The sequence below is a fragment of the Microbaculum marinisediminis genome (genome assembly GCF_025397915.1).
GTDB classification, from domain to species: Bacteria; Pseudomonadota; Alphaproteobacteria; order Rhizobiales; family Tepidamorphaceae; genus Microbaculum; species Microbaculum marinisediminis.
Map to the genome: position 1 here is coordinate 307,636 of NZ_JALIDZ010000005.1, position 18,153 is coordinate 325,788.

At 67.9% G+C, this 18,153-nt stretch carries 20 protein-coding genes; 15 read left to right on the plus strand and 5 right to left on the minus strand.

The genetic code is table 11. The features are described from left to right. Positions 1 to 195: 195 nt before the first annotated feature. The 11 genes from MUB46_RS12970 (at position 196) to MUB46_RS13020 (ending at position 8,914) form a co-directional block, all read left to right on the plus strand. Positions 196 to 471 carry a hypothetical protein gene (locus MUB46_RS12970; RefSeq protein WP_261616342.1) on the plus strand — a complete coding sequence of 92 codons (276 nt, stop codon included), beginning with the start codon at positions 196 to 198 and terminating at the stop codon, positions 469 to 471. A 109-nt stretch (positions 472 to 580) separates the two neighbouring features. Next, positions 581 to 964 (plus strand): Hpt domain-containing protein, encoded by a 384-nt coding sequence (locus tag MUB46_RS12975; protein WP_261616343.1) that lies wholly within the window; start codon positions 581 to 583, stop codon positions 962 to 964. A 159-nt stretch (positions 965 to 1,123) separates the two neighbouring features. After that, entirely contained in the window at positions 1,124 to 1,444 is a 321-nt protein-coding gene (locus MUB46_RS12980) for a 2Fe-2S iron-sulfur cluster-binding protein (RefSeq protein WP_261616344.1), read from the plus strand. A 140-nt stretch (positions 1,445 to 1,584) separates the two neighbouring features. After that, entirely contained in the window at positions 1,585 to 1,935 is a 351-nt protein-coding gene (locus MUB46_RS12985; protein ID WP_261616345.1) for a 2Fe-2S iron-sulfur cluster-binding protein, read from the plus strand. 220 nt (positions 1,936 to 2,155) lie between these two features. Next, a complete protein-coding gene (gene cysG / locus MUB46_RS12990) occupies positions 2,156 to 3,574 on the plus strand; it encodes a siroheme synthase CysG (RefSeq protein WP_261616346.1) in 1,419 nt (472 codons plus the stop codon). A gap of 22 nt (positions 3,575 to 3,596) precedes the next feature. Continuing rightward, on the plus strand, positions 3,597 to 3,923 hold the full coding sequence (locus MUB46_RS12995) for a DUF2849 domain-containing protein (RefSeq protein WP_261616347.1): 327 nt from the start codon (positions 3,597 to 3,599) through the stop codon (positions 3,921 to 3,923). A gap of 91 nt (positions 3,924 to 4,014) precedes the next feature. After that, positions 4,015 to 5,736 (plus strand): nitrite/sulfite reductase, encoded by a 1,722-nt coding sequence (locus MUB46_RS13000; protein ID WP_261616348.1) that lies wholly within the window; start codon positions 4,015 to 4,017, stop codon positions 5,734 to 5,736. After that, positions 5,720 to 6,562 (plus strand): phosphoadenylyl-sulfate reductase, encoded by an 843-nt coding sequence (locus tag MUB46_RS13005; protein ID WP_261616349.1) that lies wholly within the window; start codon positions 5,720 to 5,722, stop codon positions 6,560 to 6,562. The genes MUB46_RS13000 and MUB46_RS13005 overlap by 17 nt, the downstream gene beginning before the upstream one ends. A 32-nt stretch (positions 6,563 to 6,594) precedes the next feature. Further along, the gene (locus MUB46_RS13010) at positions 6,595 to 7,068 is read left to right on the plus strand and encodes a DUF934 domain-containing protein (RefSeq protein WP_261616350.1); all 474 of its coding nucleotides are present in this window, start codon (positions 6,595 to 6,597) and stop codon (positions 7,066 to 7,068) included. A 182-nt stretch (positions 7,069 to 7,250) separates the two neighbouring features. Next, positions 7,251 to 8,282 carry an NAD(P)/FAD-dependent oxidoreductase gene (locus MUB46_RS13015; protein WP_261616351.1) on the plus strand — a complete coding sequence of 344 codons (1,032 nt, stop codon included), beginning with the start codon at positions 7,251 to 7,253 and terminating at the stop codon, positions 8,280 to 8,282. Between the two features lie 320 nt (positions 8,283 to 8,602). Further along, positions 8,603 to 8,914 carry a DUF4031 domain-containing protein gene (locus tag MUB46_RS13020; protein ID WP_261616352.1) on the plus strand — a complete coding sequence of 104 codons (312 nt, stop codon included), beginning with the start codon at positions 8,603 to 8,605 and terminating at the stop codon, positions 8,912 to 8,914. A 7-nt stretch (positions 8,915 to 8,921) separates the two neighbouring features. Here MUB46_RS13020 and MUB46_RS13025 read toward each other — a convergent pair whose 3' ends face one another. Beyond that, the gene (locus MUB46_RS13025) at positions 8,922 to 9,482 is read right to left on the minus strand and encodes a hypothetical protein (protein WP_261616353.1); all 561 of its coding nucleotides are present in this window, start codon (positions 9,480 to 9,482) and stop codon (positions 8,922 to 8,924) included. A gap of 254 nt (positions 9,483 to 9,736) precedes the next feature. Here MUB46_RS13025 and MUB46_RS13030 point away from each other — a divergent pair, with 254 nt between their 5' ends. Then, positions 9,737 to 10,510, plus strand: coding sequence for a hypothetical protein (locus MUB46_RS13030; protein ID WP_261616354.1), 774 nt, complete (start codon positions 9,737 to 9,739; stop codon positions 10,508 to 10,510). A 43-nt stretch (positions 10,511 to 10,553) separates the two neighbouring features. On the opposite strand, the gene MUB46_RS13035 is transcribed toward MUB46_RS13030, so the two are convergent. After that, positions 10,554 to 11,927 (minus strand): glutamine synthetase family protein, encoded by a 1,374-nt coding sequence (locus MUB46_RS13035; RefSeq protein WP_261616355.1) that lies wholly within the window; start codon positions 11,925 to 11,927, stop codon positions 10,554 to 10,556. A gap of 107 nt (positions 11,928 to 12,034) precedes the next feature. Between MUB46_RS13035 and MUB46_RS13040 the strand changes: the two genes are divergently transcribed. After that, complete coding sequence (locus MUB46_RS13040) at positions 12,035 to 12,655, plus strand: class I SAM-dependent methyltransferase (protein ID WP_261616356.1); 621 nt, start codon at positions 12,035 to 12,037, stop codon at positions 12,653 to 12,655. Positions 12,656 to 12,970: 315 nt separating this feature from the next. Next, a complete protein-coding gene (locus tag MUB46_RS13045) occupies positions 12,971 to 13,447 on the plus strand; it encodes an Lrp/AsnC family transcriptional regulator (protein ID WP_261616357.1) in 477 nt (158 codons plus the stop codon). Between the two features lie 340 nt (positions 13,448 to 13,787). On the opposite strand, the gene MUB46_RS13050 is transcribed toward MUB46_RS13045, so the two are convergent. After that, positions 13,788 to 14,657 (minus strand): NAD(P)-dependent oxidoreductase, encoded by an 870-nt coding sequence (locus tag MUB46_RS13050; RefSeq protein WP_261616358.1) that lies wholly within the window; start codon positions 14,655 to 14,657, stop codon positions 13,788 to 13,790. A gap of 161 nt (positions 14,658 to 14,818) precedes the next feature. Between MUB46_RS13050 and ade the strand changes: the two genes are divergently transcribed. After that, on the plus strand, positions 14,819 to 16,612 hold the full coding sequence (gene ade, locus MUB46_RS13055) for an adenine deaminase (RefSeq protein ID WP_425256260.1): 1,794 nt from the start codon (positions 14,819 to 14,821) through the stop codon (positions 16,610 to 16,612). Between the two features lie 104 nt (positions 16,613 to 16,716). Here the strand turns inward: ade and MUB46_RS13060 are convergent, their stop codons facing one another. After that, positions 16,717 to 17,409: an ABC transporter permease gene (locus MUB46_RS13060; protein ID WP_261616359.1), complete on the minus strand. Its 693-nt coding sequence runs from the start codon at positions 17,407 to 17,409 to the stop codon at positions 16,717 to 16,719. Then, positions 17,406 to 18,119: an ABC transporter permease gene (locus MUB46_RS13065; RefSeq protein ID WP_261616360.1), complete on the minus strand. Its 714-nt coding sequence runs from the start codon at positions 18,117 to 18,119 to the stop codon at positions 17,406 to 17,408. The genes MUB46_RS13060 and MUB46_RS13065 overlap by 4 nt, the downstream gene beginning before the upstream one ends. Positions 18,120 to 18,153 lie beyond the last annotated feature (34 nt).

Below are 18,153 nucleotides of genomic sequence, written 5' to 3' on the forward strand. Positions count from 1 at the left end.
GTCTGACTTGAGGATACACCCCCCAATACCAAACCGCGGCATTGCCATACCCCCGTCTTCCGGGCGTCGCCAATACCGACCGCTCGGTCCGTGTCCGCTGACACTTGCCGCAGACGACAGTCTAGTGCCAAATGCAAGCGGGGAAAACACCCGTGAAACGGCGTGTTAATACATCGTTAACGATGGAGGCTGAGCGTGGCGCGGGCTGGCGCTGGAAGGGCGGTTTCGCCGCAACTCACTCGGGCGCAACGGAGCTATCTCAAGCGCGGTATCGGCCAGCCGGGCGGCAAGTTGCCGTTGTTCGGTCCGGACGGGCGCCAGATCAACCATCAGACGATCCGCGCGTGCATCGATAGCGGCTGGGCCGAACCCTGGTTCAACAACCCGATCAAACCCGATTGGCTCGTCTGCCGCCTGACCGATGCCGGATACAGGATTCTCGGAGAAAATCCCCCCGAAAGCGCCCTATGAGCCGATAGGTCCGAGTCTATACGATCAGATTAACCCATCCTTATCAGGCGGCGGGCATTCTGCAATGCAGCAATGCGGGCGTTCAGGCGCCCGGGAGAAGGAGCCGTCCATGGGCCAGTTCGTCGACCCCTATCTTGTCAACGAGACGCCGGCTACGCACGAAGCCCCCGTCGATCTCGTCCATCTGGCCCGCCACACCTTTGGCGATGCCGACCTCGAGCGCGAGGTGCTGCAGCTTTTCATGACCCAGTCGCGCATCTATCTCAATCGTCTCAAGGAAGCGCGCGATGTCGAGAACTGGCGTCGGGCCGCCCACACCATCAAGGGCTCGGCACGCGGTATCGGGGCATGGGGCGTTGCCGAAAGGGCCCAGACGGCCGAGCTTCTTGGCCACAATGTCGACGACGACCGCAGTCGCAACGCCATCGCCGCGCTGGAACGGGAAGTCGACGCCGTCAACGGCTACATCCGGAGTCTCTTCGTCGAGCACTGAGGGGCATCGCCCACGCAGGGCCGATCCGGCCTGCGACCTCGCGGGGGCTGGCGTGGACGGCTGTCTTCGCCTATAGGGGCCTATGGTGCCGCGTTTTCCGCCGGCGCATCGAGTTGTCCCCCGTAGGAAACCCGCTTTCAGGCCGATCAGACCGTACCCATGCCCAAAATCACCTATATCGAGCACAACGGAACCGTCCACGACGTCGAGGGCGAAGTCGGATCGACGGTCATGGAGACGGCGATCCGCAACGCGGTGCCCGGCATCGAAGCCGAATGCGGCGGCGCGCTCGCCTGCGCGACCTGCCACGTCTATGTGCGCGAGGACTGGTTCGATAAGACCGGCGGCCCCTCCGAGATGGAGGAGGACATGCTCGATTTCGCCTATGAAGTCCGCCCGACCAGCCGGCTGTCCTGCCAGATCAAGGTCACCGACGAGCTCGATGGCCTTATCGTCGACGTTCCCGAGCGGCAGGGCTGAGCGTCCAGACAGATTGATTTCGGGCGGTTTTTCCGTCGATTTCCGGCGTTTTTGACAGATCGCAAGGCAATCTGTAACAAGCACCGGCTTAACGTCCCCTGTCGGCTTCGAGACGGCCATCCAATCGAGAGGGAGACGACATGAAGCTTATCGTCCGCGACTGTGAAGGTCGTGAACACGTCCTCGAGGCGCTCGAGGGCTGGCGGGTCATGGAAGTGATCCGCGACTGGGGCATTCCGATCAAGGCGGAATGCGGCGGCGCCGGTATCTGCGGCACCTGCCATGTGGAGGTCGAGTCCGAATGGCTCGACCGGCTTCCCGAACCCAATGACGAGGAGCTGGACGCCCTCGACAAATTGGCCACGGCGAAGGAAAACTCCCGGCTTTCCTGCCAGATCCTGATGAACGAGGACCTCGACGGCCTGCGCGTCAGCCTGACGGCCGAGGCCGGCTGCGAGTCCGAGGAGTCGGCGGCGACCGCGGCCGCCTGACGCCATCCGCCTGACCCCATCAACCGGGGCGGCCATGCTGCCGCGGCGGGCAACCGGGAAACACAGTCCCCGCATCCCGCCGCGTTGCAGCATCAGGTTCCAAAATTTCCTAATACATTGAATTTGCTTGGTTTTTCTTGAGTTCTCCGGTTGCCCGGCGAGGGGCGGCCGCGCCATATTCGGCGCGGTCAGTCTCGAGGTCCGACACGGGCAAACGCACATGGGCAAACTCAAAACCTTTCCCGTCTCGGCGGTCGTAGACGGTCGCCGGGTCATCATAGCCGGCAACGGCGAGGCGGCGGCGGCGAAGCTGCGGCTGCTCGCCAAGACGAGCGCCGAGATCGAGGTCCATGCACCCCGGCCGGAGCCCGCCCTGGCGTCGCTTCTCGCGTCGGTTCCGTCGTCGCATCGTCGGGTCTGGCCCGACAAAAATCGGTTCGCGACCGCGGCGCTCGCCTTCATCGCCACCGAGGACGAAATCCACGACCGCGCGCTGGCCGATCTGGCACGGGCGGCCGGCGTTCCCGTCAACGTCGTCGACCGGCCGGAGCTGTGCGACGTGCTGACGCCGGCGATCGTCGACCGCGCGCCGGTGACGGTCGCGATCTCGACCGAGGGCGCCGCGCCGGTGCTGGCCGGTCTCCTCAGGGCGAAGATCGAGGACATGCTGACTCCGGGCACCGGCCGTCTGGCGACACTTGCCGGAGAGCTGCGCGGCCGGGTGGCGGCGCTGCTGCCGCCGGGCCGGGCGCGGCTTGACTTCTGGCGGGCTTATTTCACCGGCGAAGAGATGGCGGTCGCCGCCACGAATGGCGCCGCGGCGCTGCGCCGGAGCGTGGCGAAACTTCTGGAGTCCCGGCGTCCTGGCGACCCCGGGCAGGGCTTCGTCTGGCTCGTCGGCGCCGGGCCGGGGGCGGCCGACCTTTTGACGCTGCGGGCCCGACGGGTGCTGGCGCAGGCCGACGTGGTGGTCCATGACGGCCTGATCGAGCCGGAGGTGCTGGATGTCGTGCGCCGCGACGCGCGGCGGATCGACGTGGGCAAGCGCAAGGGCAGGGCCAACGCCTCGCAGGCCGAGATCAACGCGATCCTGATCGCCGAGGCGAAGGCCGGGCACAGGACGGTGCGGCTGAAGGCCGGCGATCCGATGGTCTACGGCCGGGCCGGGGAAGAGCTCGCCGCGTTGCGGCAGGCGGACATCGCGCACGCGGTGGTGCCTGGCATCACGGCGGCGCTGGGGGCGGCGGCCGATACGGCCACCCCACTGACCCATCGCGCGCATGCGTCCGCGCTCGTCTTCGCCACAGGACACGCGGCACCGGGCGCGGACGGGCTCGACTGGGCGGAACTGGCCCGATCCGACGCGACGATCAGCCTCTACATGGCGCGCAGCGTCGCCGACGAGGTCGCCAACGCCCTGATATCACACGGCCTTTCACCCGATACCCCGGTCGCCGCGGTCGAGAACGCTTGCCGGCCACACCAGCGGCGGTTCTTCGGGCGCCTGGACCGGCTGCCGGCGCTGGCGGGGCGGGGCGACGTCACCGGGCCGGTGGTCATCTTCGTCGGCCGCGCGGTGGCCGAAGGCGACTGGGCCGACGCCGAAAGCTTCGCGGCAAAGGCCGCCCTGGCGGCGTAGAACGGATACGAGGAGGACGATAATGGCATATGCAAGCAATTTTCGCGTCCTGACCGCAAACCGCCTGGCCGACGGCCGCGTCGTCTATCTCGGCGATCGCGACTGGACCGTCGATCTCGGCGCGGCGCGGCTGGTGCAGACCAACGCCGATGCCGAGGTCGCCGAGCGGGCCGGCCGCGAGGCTGTGGCGGCGCGGCTGGTGGTAGAGCCCTACCTGATCGACGTCGAGGCGGAGGATCGCGGCGTCCAGCCGGTGCGGCTGCGCGAGCGCATCCGCGCCGGCGGCCCGACGACGGGCAATGCGGTGGCAGGCAACGCGGCGACGGGTGCCGCGCGGGAAACGGCCTGAGGGCCACCACGATACCGGACCGGACGGCCGCGGTGGCGGTGTCCCGATCGGCATCGGTGCAAACGGCAGACCTCCAAGAGCGAAGAAAACCATGTACCGCTACGACGAATTCGACCACGCCTTCGTGCGCGACCGGCTGGAGCAGTTCCGCGACCAGGTTAACCGGCGTCTCGCCGGGGACCTCACCGAGGAGCAGTTCAAGCCGCTGCGGCTGATGAACGGCGTCTATCTACAGCTCCACGCCTACATGCTCAGGATCGCCATTCCCTATGGCACCCTGTCGGCCCGTCAGCTGCGCAAGCTCGCCCATGTCGCGCGTACCTACGACAAGGGCTACGGCCACTTCACCACGCGCCAGAACCTGCAGCTCCATTGGCCGAGGCTCGAGGACATCCCGACGATCCTGGAGGAGCTGGCGGAGGTCGAGATGCATGCGATCCAGACCTCGGGCAACTGCATCCGCAACGTCACCACCGATCACTTCGCCGGTGCGGCCGCCGACGAGGTCGCCGATCCGCGCCCGTGGGCCGAGATCGTGCGGCAATGGTCGTCGCTGCATCCGGAATTCTCGTTCCTGCCGCGCAAGTTCAAGGTGGCGGTGACGGCGGCGGCGCGCGACCGCGCGGCGATCCGCGTCCACGACATCGGGCTGGAGCTGCGGCGCGGACCGGACGGAGGCATCGGGTTTCGCGTCTTCGTCGGCGGCGGCCTGGGCCGCACGCCGATGGTCGGCCGGGAAATCCGCGATTTCGTGCCGGAGAACGCGCTGCTCGCCTATCTCGAGGCGATATTGCGCGTCTACAACCGCTATGGCCGGCGCGACAACAAGTTCAAGGCGCGGATCAAGATCCTCGTGCACGAGCGCGGCATCGAGGAGATCCGCGCGGGCGTGGAGGCCGAGTTCGAGACCCTGCGCGGCGGCGCCCTCGACGTGCCGGCGGAGGCGCGCGAGCGGATCGCGGCCTATTTCGCCCCGCCGGCCTTCGCCGACCTGCCGGCCAGGAGCGCGGCGCTGGAAGCGGCCTGGAAGGCCGATCCGACGTTCGGGCGCTGGATCGCGCGCAACACCCATCCGCACAAGGTGCCCGGCTACGTCTCGGCGACGATCTCGCTGAAGCCCGTCGGCGGCGTGCCGGGGGACGCGACCGCGGCGCAGATGGACGCCGTCGCCGACCTCGCCGAACGGTACGGGTTCGACGAGATCCGGGTGAGCCACGAGCAGAACCTGATCCTGCCGCATGTCCGCAAGGACGACCTGCGCGCGGTCTATGACGGCCTCGTCGCGGCGGGACTGGCCACCGGCAACGCCGGGTTCGCCACTGACATCATCGCGTGCCCCGGCCTCGACTATTGCGCGCTCGCCAACGCCCGGTCGATCCCCATCGCCCAGCGGCTGTCCGAACGCTTCGCCGACGCCGACCGGCAGGCGGAGATCGGCGACCTCAGCCTGAAGATCTCGGGCTGCATCAACGCCTGCGGCCACCATCACGTCGGCCACATCGGCATTCTCGGTGTCGACCGGAAAGGCGAGGAATTCTACCAGATCACGCTGGGCGGCGCCCCCGGGGGCGAGATTGCCGGTGCCGGGAGCGGGGTTGGCGAGAGCGGGGGTGCCGAGATCGGGGGGGCGGACGCCGCCATAGGCGAGATCGTCGGCAAGGGCTTTTCCGCCGACGATGTCGTCGATGCCGTGGAGACCATCGTCGACACCTATCTGACGCTGCGCGAGGGCCGCGAGGAAACCTTCCTGGCCGCCTGGCGCCGCCTCGGCAACGCACCGTTCCAGGAGGCGCTCTATGGTGGACGATCCTAACCCCGAGCAGGCGTCGGGCGGGCGTAATGGGGCCACACCTGGCCGCGCCGCCTGGCCCGAGGCGGCGTCGCTCGAAGCGGCAGCGCTCGATCGGCTTTTCGCCGGCGCCAGCGCCGAGGACCTGATCGCCTATGCCGTCAGGGACCTGGCGCCGGGGCGGGCGGCGGTGGTGTCGTCGTTCGGCGCGGATTCGGTGGTGCTCCTGCACCTCGTCTCCAGGGTGGCACCGGACACGCCGGTGCTCTTCATCGATACGGCCAAGCATTTTGCCGAAACGCTCGCCTATCGCGACACGCTCGCCGAACGGCTGGGCCTCGTCGACATTCGCTCGGTGACGCCGCAGCCCGGGCGGCTCGCGGCCCTCGATCCCGATGGCGATCTCCACCGCCGCGACGCCGACCTGTGCTGCCGTATCCGCAAGCAGGAACCGCTGGAGACCGCGCTTGCCGGCTTCGACCTCTGGATCAACGGACGCCGGCGCGATCAGACCGCCGATCGCGAGGCGATGCCCCTGGTGGAGCGCGACGGCGACCGGCTGAAGATCAATCCGCTGGCGGGCTGGGCGGCGTCCGAGATCGCCGCCTATCGCACGATCCACGCGCTGCCGCGGCATCCGCTTTCTGCCAAAGGATACTTGTCGGTCGGCTGCGCGCCGTGCACCAGCCCGGTCGCCGACGACGAGGACGCCCGGGCCGGGCGCTGGCGCGGGCGGGACAAGACGGAGTGCGGCATCCATATCGCCCGCAACGGCGAGACGGTGCGCGTGCTGCGGCCGGTGCGAGGCAGAGGACAGGACGGAGACGGAGTGCCGGGGCACAAATCATGACGACAATCGAAATCTGGACCCGAGAGGGATTTGTGGCGGACCGCTTTCGCCGCCTGGGCGACGACGAGGCGCTGCCGGAGACCGGCTCCGTACTGGTTCCGGCGTCGCGCTGGCAAGGCCTCGAGGGGGGCGAACATCGCGATGGCTGCGAGATCGGCGTCGAGCTGTTGCCCGAGGATCCGGTGGAGGACCTTGTGCCGCACCGGGAGCGGATCGCGATGATCGCGCTCAATTTTCCTGCCTTTACGGACGGTCGGGCCTATTCGAGTGCCCGTTTGCTGCGCGAACGCTTCGGTTTCACCCGGGAAATCCGGGCGACGGGCGACATCTTGCTCGACCAGATTCCGTTCATGCTGCGTTGCGGATTTTCCGCCTTTGCCATAAGTCACGGTCCGACTCGCCGCGCACTCGCGGACGGGCATTGGCCCGAAGTGCCGATCTACCTGCAGCCCGTCGGGCGGCAGGAGGCGCCGGGCACCCGGCCGTGGATGCGTCTCAGCCGCTAGTGCTCCGTATCCGAAGTTCGACACAATGTTCAGCAGCTTCCGTACGAACGCCGGTTTAGACAAGGACACCAGCCAGTTTGTGTTTCTGGTGTGGTTTTCGGGTCTGACGTCCGTCGCCTGGTCCGCTGAACGCGATGTGACGACCGTCAAATCCACCACTCGACCGAAGGCAAATTGATTTCATGACGGACACCATTTCCACCGACGTCGCCATCATCGGGGCCGGGCCGGTCGGCCTGTTCGCCGTGTTCGAGCTCGGCCTGCTCGACATGAAGTGCCACTTGATCGACATCCTCGACAAGCCGGGCGGCCAGTGCGCCGAGCTGTATCCGGAAAAGCCGATCTACGATATTCCCGCCTGGCCGGTGATCTCCGGGCAGGAACTGACGGACAAGCTTATGGAGCAGATCGAGCCGTTCGGCCCGACCTTCCATTACGGCCACATGGTGGAGAGGCTGGAGCGGCTGCCGGACGGCGGCTTCCGCGTCGGCACCGACCAGGGACTGGTCATCGAGGCGAAGGTGGTGGTGATCGCCGCCGGCGGCGGCAGCTTCCAGCCCAAGCGCCCGCCGATCGGCGGCATTGAGGCCTACGAGGGCACCTCGGTGTTCTACTCGGTGCGGCAGATGGAGGCGTTCCGCGACGCCAACCTGGTGATCGTCGGCGGCGGCGACTCCGCCCTCGACTGGACGCTGAGCCTGCAGCCGATCGCCAGGCGCGTCACCCTGATCCACCGCCGCGACGCCTTCCGGGCGGCGCCGGACTCGGTCAACAAGATGCGCGCGCTGGTGGAGGCCGGCGAGATGGACCTGGTGCTCGGCCAGGTGACGGACCTGAAGGGCGAGAGCGGCCAGCTCCGCGAGATCACCGTCACCGACCTGGAAAAGGCCGAACGGGTGATCGCCTGCGACCGGATGCTGCCGTTCTTCGGCCTGACCATGAAGCTCGGGCCGGTGGCCGACTGGGGCATCAATCTGCACGAGAACCTGATCCCGGTGGACACCGAGAAGTTCGAGACCTCGGAGCCGGGCATCTTCGCCATCGGCGACATCAACTGGTATCCGGGCAAGCTGAAGCTGATCCTGTCGGGCTTCCACGAGGGGGCGCTAATGGCGCAGGCCGCCTACCGGATCGTCTATCCGGACAAGCGGCTGGTGTTCCAGTACACCACGTCGTCGACCAGCCTGCAGAAGAAGCTGGGCGTCGCGGGCTGAGTCCGGCCGCGGTTCCGGCCCCCCCTCCATCCGGCACGCGTTGCCCGGGGCACGCCCGGGCATGACGCGGGACTGGTGAGGCAGGGCGATGCGGCCTGTGGAGTCCCGCCTTCGCGGGACTGCGCGGAGGGGGAGAAGCCGGTGATGCGCCCTTCGCAGCCCTCATCCTGAGGAGCGGCGAAGCCGCGTCTCGAAGGACGAGGGCGAAGCTCGCGGCCGCTGCTCGCAACCCTGCACGTCATTACCAGGCTTGACCTGGCAATGAGGGGCGTATGGCATGAGGGTAGTATGTCAGGGGGGCGAGGGAGCGCGAGGACGCGATGGCCGTCTATGTCGACGAGGCGATCTGGCACTGGCACGGCCGCAAGTGGTGCCACCTGCTCGCCGACAGCGAGGCGGAGCTGCATCGCTTCGCCTTTTCCCTCGGCGTCCAGCGCTCGTCGTATCAGGGGCCGCCGCGTACGGGAAAACCGCATTACGACCTGACCGCCTGGGAACGCAGCCGCGCGATCAGCCGCGGCGCCATCCCCTGCGACCGCCAGCAGATCATAGCCGTTCTGCGGCAGGTGCGGGGGCAGGTGCGGGGGCGGGCGCGCCCACTCGTCGCGGCAGCCGAAATGGCGGCCGGCTGATCCGGCGTCAGTAGCTCGCCGGCACGAACAGAGCGATGAGGTTGATGTTGTCGATCTCGACGTTTCCGCCCGCTTCCGTGCACATCAGGTTGACGGCGACGGGCCCGGCCGCCGCGACCGGCAGTGGACGCGTCAGGCTTGCCGTCACGTAGCCGGTGCCTTCGTTCAGGCTCGTGTTCAGTCCCGCCGTGGTGCCGTCGACGATGGTGCAGCCGTGGACGCTGCCCGGGTTGATGTGATGGGCATTGAAGCTGGCCGTTGCGACGACGGTTCCCGGCCCGGGCGCCGTGAGCGAGACCGAGAAGACGGTCTCGTAGGTGCCGGTGAGAGGGACCGGCGTGAGGGAGGAGGCCGAGGCGACGCCGGCCGGCTTCGCCGATCTGTGCAGGTGTTTCGCCCTGACGGTGTTCTTCCTGATCTTGGCGCCAGTCACCGCGTTCTTGCCGATGTCCCTCTTGCCGACACAGCCCTTGCAGGCGAGGTCGGTGGCGGTCTGGGCCACGGCGGGAGACCCGAGCCCGGCCAGGGCGACGGCGGCGGCGAACGCGATCCGGTGTCGTGCAGTCACGGGCATGGCTCGTATCGATCCCTCGATGGGACCGGATCCCCCTGGCGGTGGACGCATTGGAAATCCGGTCGGTTTCCCTAAAAAGCCGAGCGGTGATATGCGCGTCCGGTTTCATCGCGATGTCCGGCCTGTTTCGGTCCGGTTTCGGTCGGTAAACCTGCGGCCTCCGGTGCGGAGGCGTCTCATTTGCGCTCGCGCGCGGGGGCCGGCAGCGCTATCGTCCGCAGCCTGTTCGGCCAGTGCGGATCACCGGCATGATGCGTTTCCTGATCGCGATCCTCGCCGGCATCCTCGGCGCGGGCCTCGGGCTGGTCGCCGGCTGGTTCGTTGGCGAGTTCCTGGCATGGCTTTTCGAGGTCTCCTGCTTCGAGGGGGCCTGCGGCTATTTCGTCGGACTGATCGCCATCATCGGCGGGCTGGTCGGCCTTGTCGCCGGGCCCCTGATCGCGCTGGTCGCGGGGCGGCGACGCGCGGGCCGGGAGGCACCCGCGGATGCGGTGCCGGGCCGGGCAAGGGCGAAGACGGCGGGCCAGTTCGTCGGCGCGATCGCCGTGATCGTTGCCCTGGGGGCGGGGGGAACCTGGCTTTACGCCTGGCTCGCCGACGACAGCCTGGGCGGGCCGAACCGGGCGCCGCCGCAGCTGCACTACGAGATACGGTTTCCGGCCGGGACCGCATTGCCGGATACGGCGGCGGGCGTCGATGTCCAGCTCGACACCGAGAAGAACCAGGCATGGGGCGACCTGTTCGACGACTGGACCCGGCGGGACGGCGACCGGCCGATGATCGCCGGTTTCTTCGAGCTCTATTTCCGGGCAAGTTCCCGCGTGCTGTCGGTCAAGCTGCCCGAGGGGCCGCGCTACATCTTCGTGCTCAAGCTGCCGCGCGCGCCGGGGCAAATGGCGGCCTACACCGACTGGCATCCGGCCGATGCCGTCGACGAGGACGGCAGCGCGCAGCCGCGCGCGGCAAGCGGCCAGGAGGGTGTCGAGATCCGCTACCGTGTCGTCTACGCGGGCGAGGATTAGCGCGTTTCCGGTCGGAACGGCCGCCTGCAAGCCGGGCGGGTGCCTAGACGTTCAGCAGCAGGTATTCGCGTTCCCAGCTCGAGATGACGCGGTTGTAGAGCTGCCATTCGAGCCGCTTCACCTCCAGGAAGGCGTCGACGAAGCGGCTGCCGAGCACTTCGCGCAGGGCCTCGCTGGCCGACAGCATCACCAGCGCGTCGTGGTGGTGCAGCGGCAGGCCGAAGGGCAGGGTGTGGGCGTCGATGGTGACCACGGGGTCCGGATCGATCGTCTCGCGCAGCCCCAGCAGGCCACAGGCCAGCGTGGCGGCGAAGGCGATGTAGGGATTGGAATCGACGCCCGGCACCCGGTTCTCGACGCGGCGGGCGGATGGCGGCGAATCCGGCACGCGCAGGCCGCAGGTGCGGTTGTCGCGGCCCCAGTGGACGTTGATCGGGGCGTCGGATTCCAGCCGTATGCGCCGGAACGAGTTCACGTTCGGACAGAACAGCGGCATCGCCGAAGGCACGTAGCGCTGCAGGCCGGAAATGTAGTGGAACAGCGTCGGGGCGTCGTTGCCGTCGTCGTCGACGAAGATGTTGCGGCCGTTGTCCGCGCGCACGATCGACTGGTGCACGTGCATCGCCGAGCCCGGCTCGTTCTCGTGCGGCATCGCCATGAAGGTGGCGTACATGTCGTGCTTCAGCGCGGCCTTGCGCGCGGCGCGCTTGAACAGGAACACCTGGTCGGCCAGCTCCAGCGGGTCGCCGTGCAGGAAGTTCATCTCGAGCTGCGCCGGGCCGGCCTCGTGCGCCATCGTGCCGATCTCGATCCGCGACTCCTCGCAGTAGGCGTAGATTTCCTCGACGACGGGATCGAACTCGTTGGCCGCCTCGATGCCATAGGCCTGGCGGCCGGATTCCTTGCGCCCCGAGATGCCGACTGGCGTCGTCAGCGGAATGTCCGGATCGGTGGATTTCTCGACCAGATAGTATTCGAGCTCGGGGGCGACGATGGGCGTCAGGCCCTGGTCGGCATAGAGCTGCAGCACGCGCTTGAGCACCGAGCGCGGCGCGAAATCGACCAGCGTGCCGTCGTTGTAGGTCGTGTCGCAGATCACCTGCGCCGTCGGCTCCTGGTACCAGGGGACGATGCGGACCGTGCCGACATCGGGGATCGTGCGGATGTCCTGGTCGGTTTCCGACTGGATGCCGCCTTCCTCGGCCGGATCGCCGGTCACCGCCTGCAGCAGGATCGTCTCGGGCAGGCGCAGCCCCGAGTCCAGGTTGCGGATGAAATCCTCGCGCGGGACGATCTTGCCGCGCATCATGCCGGTCATGTCCGGCACCAGGCATTCGACCTCGTCGATATTGCGGCCGCGCAGCCAGCGCACGATATCGTCCTTGGTCTTCGGTGTTTCGCTTGGGTCGCTATCCATGGGAACTCCGGACGATTGATGACGCAGGCGGAAGGTTGCCCGCTCCGTCTTAGCCATGCCTCGGGGGAGCGGGCAAAGGAAATCTGCAGGCAAACGGATCAAAGGCCATGGGTTTCTATGTCGACAGGTTCGCGCCGCGGCTGACGCATCTGTGCTGCGGCAGCCGCCGGATCGCCGAGCAGCGCGGGCTGATCGTGCCGCAGGCCGAGGGCGTCGTCGTCGAGATCGGCTTCGGCTCCGGCCACAATCTCGGCTTCTATCGCAAGGGCAAGGTGACGCAGGTCGTCGGCGTGGAGCCGAATGCCGGCATGCTGCGGCTGGCCGACAGGAACCTGGCCGCCGCGCCCGTACCCGTCGAGTTTCACCAGGGGGTCGCCGAGGACCTGCCGCTGGAGACCCATTCGGCCGACACCGCCGTGCTGACCTACACGCTGTGCTCCGTCGCCGAGCCGGCGCGGGCGCTGTCCGAACTGAGGCGCGTGCTGAAGCCGTCGGGAAAGCTGCTGTTGCTGGAGCACGGTCGCTCGGACGAGCCCGGCGTGGCGCGCTGGCAAGACCGGCTCGATCCGTTCTGGACCGTCTGCGCCGCGGGCTGCCACCTCAACCGGCCGACCCGCCAGGCGGTGGAGGCGGCGGGCTTTTCGATCGAACAGCTCGACACCTTCTACCTGCGCGGCGCCCCGCACGTCCTCGGCTTCCATTCCCGCGGGATCGCCGTGCCGCGCTGAGGCGGGTGGCCGGGCTGTGGCGCTGGCCGGCCCCGCTTGCCGCATCGCGGGCTGCCCGCGCCGAAGGGCCGAATGGGTCCCGGATCAGGTCCGGGAACGGGGCTGTTCGCGGGGCACGCCCGCGCGCCCGATCACAGGCCGCGTGCTCCGGGCTTGACCCGGAGCCCAGGGGCGGGTGCCGACGGTGTACCCGGTCTGCACCCGTCCTCTGGACAAGAGCGATGGAAATCTACTATTAGGCTCGCACTGAAATAAGTTTCCAATAATTCGCATCGCTGAATGTGATATTGGAAAATAATTCCAAAGGCGCCGCCCATGCTCGACCGTATCGACCGCAAGATCCTGGCCGTCCTGCAGGAGGACTGCACCATGCCCGTCGCCGAGATCGGCAAGCGGGTGGGCCTGTCGACGACGCCATGCTGGCGGCGCATCCAGAAGCTGGAGGAGGAGGGCGTCATCCAGAAGCGGGTGGCGCTGGTCGATCCCAAAAAGGTGCGCGCCGGCGTCACCGTTTTCGTGGCGATCCGCACCAACCAGCACGCCGAGGAGTGGCTGGGGACGTTCGCCGACGCCGTCACCGACCTGCCGGAGGTGGTCGAGTTCTACCGGATGAGCGGCGACGTCGACTATCTGCTGCGCGTCGTCGTGCCCGACATCGAGCACTACGACATCTTCTACAAGAAGCTGATTTCGCGCGTGGCGCTGACCGACGTGTCGTCGAGCTTCGCCATGGAGCAGATCAAGTTTACCACCGCGCTGCCGCTGGAGTTCGCCGCCGAGGACGGGCGGTAGCGCGCGCCGGGATTCCGGAGACGCTCGGTCCGGCGGCACGGCCGTGGCTGATAGCAAGGCCGCATGGGTCCCGGATCACGTCCGGGACACGCGTTTGTTAGATTGGCACGGCCGTGCCCTAAACCAAGTCCGCGTGCTCCGGGCTCGACCCGGAGCCCATTTCGCGGTTCCCGGATCGCACCGCCGTTCCGTTCTGTACGTCATGCCCGGGCGTGACCCGGGCATCTGGTGCCACACGCCTGAGATTGCCGGGTCAGGCCCGGCAATGACGTAAAGAGGGGCTGCCGGAGCGGGTTGCCGTATTGGTCGCAATGCCGCGCCGGATCGAGGCGGCGTCCGGCTATTTCTGCAGGCGGGCGATCAGGCTCGAGGTGTCCCAGCGGTTGCCGTCCATGGCCTGGACGTCGGAATAGAACTGGTCGACCAGCGCGGTGACGGGCAGGTGGGCGCCGTTGCCGCGGGCCTCCTCGAGGCAGATCGACAGGTCCTTGCGCATCCAGTCGACGGCGAAGCCGAAATCGAACTTGCCGGCGGCCATGGTCGACCAGCGGTTCTCCATCTGCCACGACTGGGCCGCGCCCTTGGAGATCACCGCGATCACCTTGGCGACGTCGAGGCCGGACACCATCGCCATGTGGATGCCCTCGGACAGGCCCTGCACGAGGCCGGCGATGCAGATCTGGTTGACCATCTTGGTGAGCTGGCCGGCGCCGGCCTCGCCCATCAGGCCGACCATCTTGGCGTAGGCCTGGATCACCGGCTCGGCCTTGTCGAACACCGCCTGGTCGCCGCCGACCATCACGGTGAGCTGGCCGTTCTCGGCGCCGGCCTGGCCGCCGGAGACCGGTGCGTCGAGGAAGCCGAAGCCCTTCGATACGGCGATCTCGTAGAGCTCGCGGGCGACGGTGGCGGAGGCGGTGGTGTTGTCGATGAAGACCGCGCCGTCCTTCATGCCGTGGAAGGCGCCGTCGGGGCCGGTGGTGACGGCGCGCAGGTCGTCGTCGTTGCCGACGCAGCAGAAGACGAAGTCGCAGCCCTCGGCGGCCGCCTTCGGGGTCGGGGCGGCGGTGCCGCCATGCTCCGCGACCCATTGCTCGGCCTTGGCGGCGGTGCGGTTGTAGACGGTCACGTCGTGGCCGCCCTTGGCCTTCAGGTGTCCGGCCATCGGATAGCCCATCACGCCCAGGCCGATGAATGCCACTTTCGCCATGTCGTTGCTCCCTGTCCCCGTGCGATGCATACGTTGCGCCGCGTTGTAGCCGATCGGCGCCTTGGTGTCAGCGATAGCCGAACTGGTTATCGCATCGCGCGCAATTCGACTAGGATCGGACCGGCAAAACAATTGTGAGGGAACCGGATGCGGAGGCCGACATGACGGGAATTAGGCCCTGGAGCGCGGTTGCGGCGCGGCTCGTCGATGTGGCGACCGGCAAGACGCCGGCCGACCTGGTGGTGCGCGGCGGGCGTTGGGTGAACGTGCATTCGCGCGAGGTGATCGCGGCAACGGACGTCGCCATCGCCGCTGGCCGCTTCGCCTATGTCGGTCCGGACGCGCGCCACACGGTGGGCGAGGGGACGCGGGTGATCGAGGCGGACGGGGCCTACATGGTGCCCGGCCTGTGCGACGGGCACATGCATGTGGAAAGCGGCATGGTGACGGTCACCGAGTTCGTCCGCGCCGTGCTGCCGCACGGCACCACCTCGATGTTCGTCGATCCGCACGAGATCGCCAACGTGCTCGGCCTCAAGGGCGTCAAGCTGATGCATGACGAGGCGATGGCGATGCCGTCGAACGTGTTCGTGCAGATGCCGAGCTGCGTGCCGAGCGCGCCGGGCCTGGAGACGGCCGGGGCGGAGCTGGGGCCTGAGGACGTCGCCGAGGCGATGGCGTGGCCGAACATCATCGGGCTCGGCGAGGTGATGAACTTTCCCGGTGTCGCCAGCGGCGACGAGACCATGCTGGGCGAGATCGCCGCGACCATGGGCGCGGGCAAGACGGTGGGCGGCCATTTCGCCTCGCCGGACCTGGGCGCGCTGTTCCACGGCTATGTCGCCGGCGGGCCGGCCGACGACCACGAGGGCACCCGGCTGGAGGACGCGGTCGCGCGCGTGCGCCAGGGCATGCGGGCGATGCTGCGGCTCGGCTCGGCCTGGTACGACGTCGCCGCGCAGATCAAGGCGGTGACCGAGATGGGCCTCGATCCGCGCAACTTCATCCTGTGCACCGACGACAGCCATTCCGGCACGATCGTCAACGAGGGACACATGAACCGGGTGGTGCGGCACGCGATCGCGCAGGGCTGCAACCCGCTGGTGGCGATCCAGATGGCGACCATCAACACCGCCAGCCATTTCGGCCTGGAACGCGAACTCGGCGCGATCGCGCCGGGCCGGCGCGCCGACATGATCCTGACCTCGGACCTGCCGAGCCTGCCGGTGGAGACCGTCATCGCGCGCGGCCAGGTGGTGGCGGAGGGCGGTTCGCTGACGATCGACATTCCGGCCTACGACTATCCGGATTTCGCCCGCGACACGGTGAAGCTCGGCCGTACGCTGACGGCGGCGGACTTCGACATCCCGGCACCGGAGGGGGCGTCGGAGGTGACGGCGCGGGTCATCGGCGTGATCGAGAACCAGGCGCCGACAAAGGCGCTGGAACGGACGCTGAAGGTCGAGAACGGTCTGGTCATCGGCGATGGGGCGCAGGACGTCTGCCAGATCGCGCTGGTCGAGCGGCACCGGAGGACCGGGGCGGTCACCAACGGCTTCGTCTCCGGCTTCGGCTATACCGTGCCCTGCGCCGTGGCGAGCACGGTGGCGCACGACAGCCACCACATGATCGTGGTCGGCACCGACAAGGCCGACATGGCGCTGGCGGCCAATCGCGCGGCGGAGGTCGGCGGCGGCATCGTCGTCGTCGCCGGCGGCAGGGAGCTGGCGCTGGTCGAGCTGCCGATCGCCGGCCTGATGTCGAACGAGCGCGCCGAGGTCGTCGCGGCCAAGGCCGAGGCCATGGTCGCGGCGATGCGGGCGTGCGGCTGCACCCTCAACAACGCCTACATGCAGCACTCGCTGCTGGCGCTGGTGGTGATCCCCGAGCTCCGGATCTCCGACAAGGGGCTGGTCGATGTCACCGCGTTCGAGATGACCGACCTGTTCGTGTGAGGTCGTTTCGGAAAGGCGAAACCCGAGGCGGCGGAATCGCTTGCGGCGCGGCCCTGGTGCGTTGAATCAAGCGCTGACCACGTGTGGGCCGCGGCGCCGCCGCCTCAGGACGCCATCCGCAGATGGCGCGTCAGGCGGCGTTCCAGCCTGTCCCAGACCCGGCGCAGCGTCTCGACGATGATGAGATAAAGGATCGCCGCCCACAGGTAGACCTGGAAGTCGAAGGAGCGGGCGAAGGCGAGGCGGGTGGTGCCCATCAGGTCGAAGACGGTGATGACGCTGGCGATCGCCGATCCCTTGATCATCAGGATGATCTCGTTGCCCAGCGGGCGCAGCGCGACGATGTAGGCCTGCGGCAGGATCACCTTCCAGTAGATGGCTGGCATCCGCATGCCCATGGTCAGCGCCGCCTCGCTCTGGCCGCGCGGCACCGACAGGATGGCGCCGCGCAGGATCTCGGCCTGATAGGCGGCGGTGTTCAGCGTGAAGGTGAAGATCGCGCAGTTGAAGGCATCGCGGAAGAACCACCACAGACCGACCGATTCCAGCGACGGGCGGAACTGGCCGGCGCCGTAGTAGACCAGGAACACCTGGGCGAGCAGCGGCGTGCCGCGGAAGAAGTAGACGTAGCAGAAGCTGGCCGCGTTGAGGGCGCGGGATTTCGCGATGCGGGCGAGCGCGACGGGAAAGGCGAGGAGGCCGCCGAGCACGATCGAGATGACGACCAGCTCGATCGTGACGAGGAGGCCGTCGAGCATGCGCGGGCCGTAGCGGGCCATGAGGTCGAAGTCGATCATGCCGCTCTCGTCTCCCCGCGCGCGGCGCGGCGCTCGATCCAGGTGATGCCGAAGCTCGAGATGATCGAGAACAGCAGGTAGATGGAGCAGGCGACCGCGTAGAAGAAGAACGGCTCCTTGGTCGCGCCGACGACGACGTTGGTCATGCGCAGCAGGTCGTTGAGCGCGATCACGGAGACGAGCGAGGTGTCCTTGAGGAGCACCAGCCACAGATTGGCGATGCCGGGTAGGGCATAGCGCCACAACTGCGGGAAAATGACGAGGCGGAGCGTCTGGAACCGGTTGAGCCCGAGCGCATGGGCGCCCTCGATCTGGCCCTTGGAGATCGCCCGGAGGGCGGCGAGGAAGACCTCGCTGGAAAAGGCGGCGAAGACGACGCCGAGCGCCACCATGCCGGCGACGAAGCCGTTCACCTCGACATAGGCGTCGGTGAACAGGCCGATGACCTTCTGCAGCAGGATCTGGCCGCCGTAATAGATGATGAACAGCGTCAGCAGCTCGGGCAGGCCGCGGAACACGGTGGTGAAGGCGCCGCCGAGGGCCTGCAGCACGCGCGAGTCCGAGTTGCGCGCCAGCGCCACCAGGAACCCGATCACGAGGCCGAACGGCAAGGTGGCGACCGCCAGCCGGATCGTCAGCCAGGCGCCGGCCATGATCTCGTCGCCCCATCCCTCGGGGCCCGGCTGAAGAAGCTGGAAAAGGTCCGTCATCACCCCCCGTCCAAACGCCTGGTCCCCAGGACGA

Coding starts and splice junctions, on each gene's coding strand:
- MUB46_RS12980 (WP_261616344.1), top strand. CDS start 1,124: ATGCCCAAAATCACCTATATCGAGCACAACGGAACCGTCCACGACGTC.
- MUB46_RS13060 (WP_261616359.1), bottom strand. CDS start 17,409: ATGATCGACTTCGACCTCATGGCCCGCTACGGCCCGCGCATGCTCGAC.
- MUB46_RS12975 (WP_261616343.1), top strand. CDS start 581: ATGGGCCAGTTCGTCGACCCCTATCTTGTCAACGAGACGCCGGCTACG.
- MUB46_RS12995 (WP_261616347.1), top strand. CDS start 3,597: ATGGCATATGCAAGCAATTTTCGCGTCCTGACCGCAAACCGCCTGGCC.
- MUB46_RS13005 (WP_261616349.1), top strand. CDS start 5,720: ATGGTGGACGATCCTAACCCCGAGCAGGCGTCGGGCGGGCGTAATGGG.
- MUB46_RS12985 (WP_261616345.1), top strand. CDS start 1,585: ATGAAGCTTATCGTCCGCGACTGTGAAGGTCGTGAACACGTCCTCGAG.
- ade (WP_425256260.1), top strand. CDS start 14,819: ATGACGGGAATTAGGCCCTGGAGCGCGGTTGCGGCGCGGCTCGTCGAT.
- cysG (WP_261616346.1), top strand. CDS start 2,156: ATGGGCAAACTCAAAACCTTTCCCGTCTCGGCGGTCGTAGACGGTCGC.
- MUB46_RS13040 (WP_261616356.1), top strand. CDS start 12,035: ATGGGTTTCTATGTCGACAGGTTCGCGCCGCGGCTGACGCATCTGTGC.
- MUB46_RS13030 (WP_261616354.1), top strand. CDS start 9,737: ATGATGCGTTTCCTGATCGCGATCCTCGCCGGCATCCTCGGCGCGGGC.
- MUB46_RS13065 (WP_261616360.1), bottom strand. CDS start 18,119: ATGACGGACCTTTTCCAGCTTCTTCAGCCGGGCCCCGAGGGATGGGGC.
- MUB46_RS13045 (WP_261616357.1), top strand. CDS start 12,971: ATGCTCGACCGTATCGACCGCAAGATCCTGGCCGTCCTGCAGGAGGAC.
- MUB46_RS13035 (WP_261616355.1), bottom strand. CDS start 11,927: ATGGATAGCGACCCAAGCGAAACACCGAAGACCAAGGACGATATCGTG.
- MUB46_RS13000 (WP_261616348.1), top strand. CDS start 4,015: ATGTACCGCTACGACGAATTCGACCACGCCTTCGTGCGCGACCGGCTG.
- MUB46_RS13015 (WP_261616351.1), top strand. CDS start 7,251: ATGACGGACACCATTTCCACCGACGTCGCCATCATCGGGGCCGGGCCG.
- MUB46_RS13050 (WP_261616358.1), bottom strand. CDS start 14,657: ATGGCGAAAGTGGCATTCATCGGCCTGGGCGTGATGGGCTATCCGATG.
- MUB46_RS13020 (WP_261616352.1), top strand. CDS start 8,603: ATGGCCGTCTATGTCGACGAGGCGATCTGGCACTGGCACGGCCGCAAG.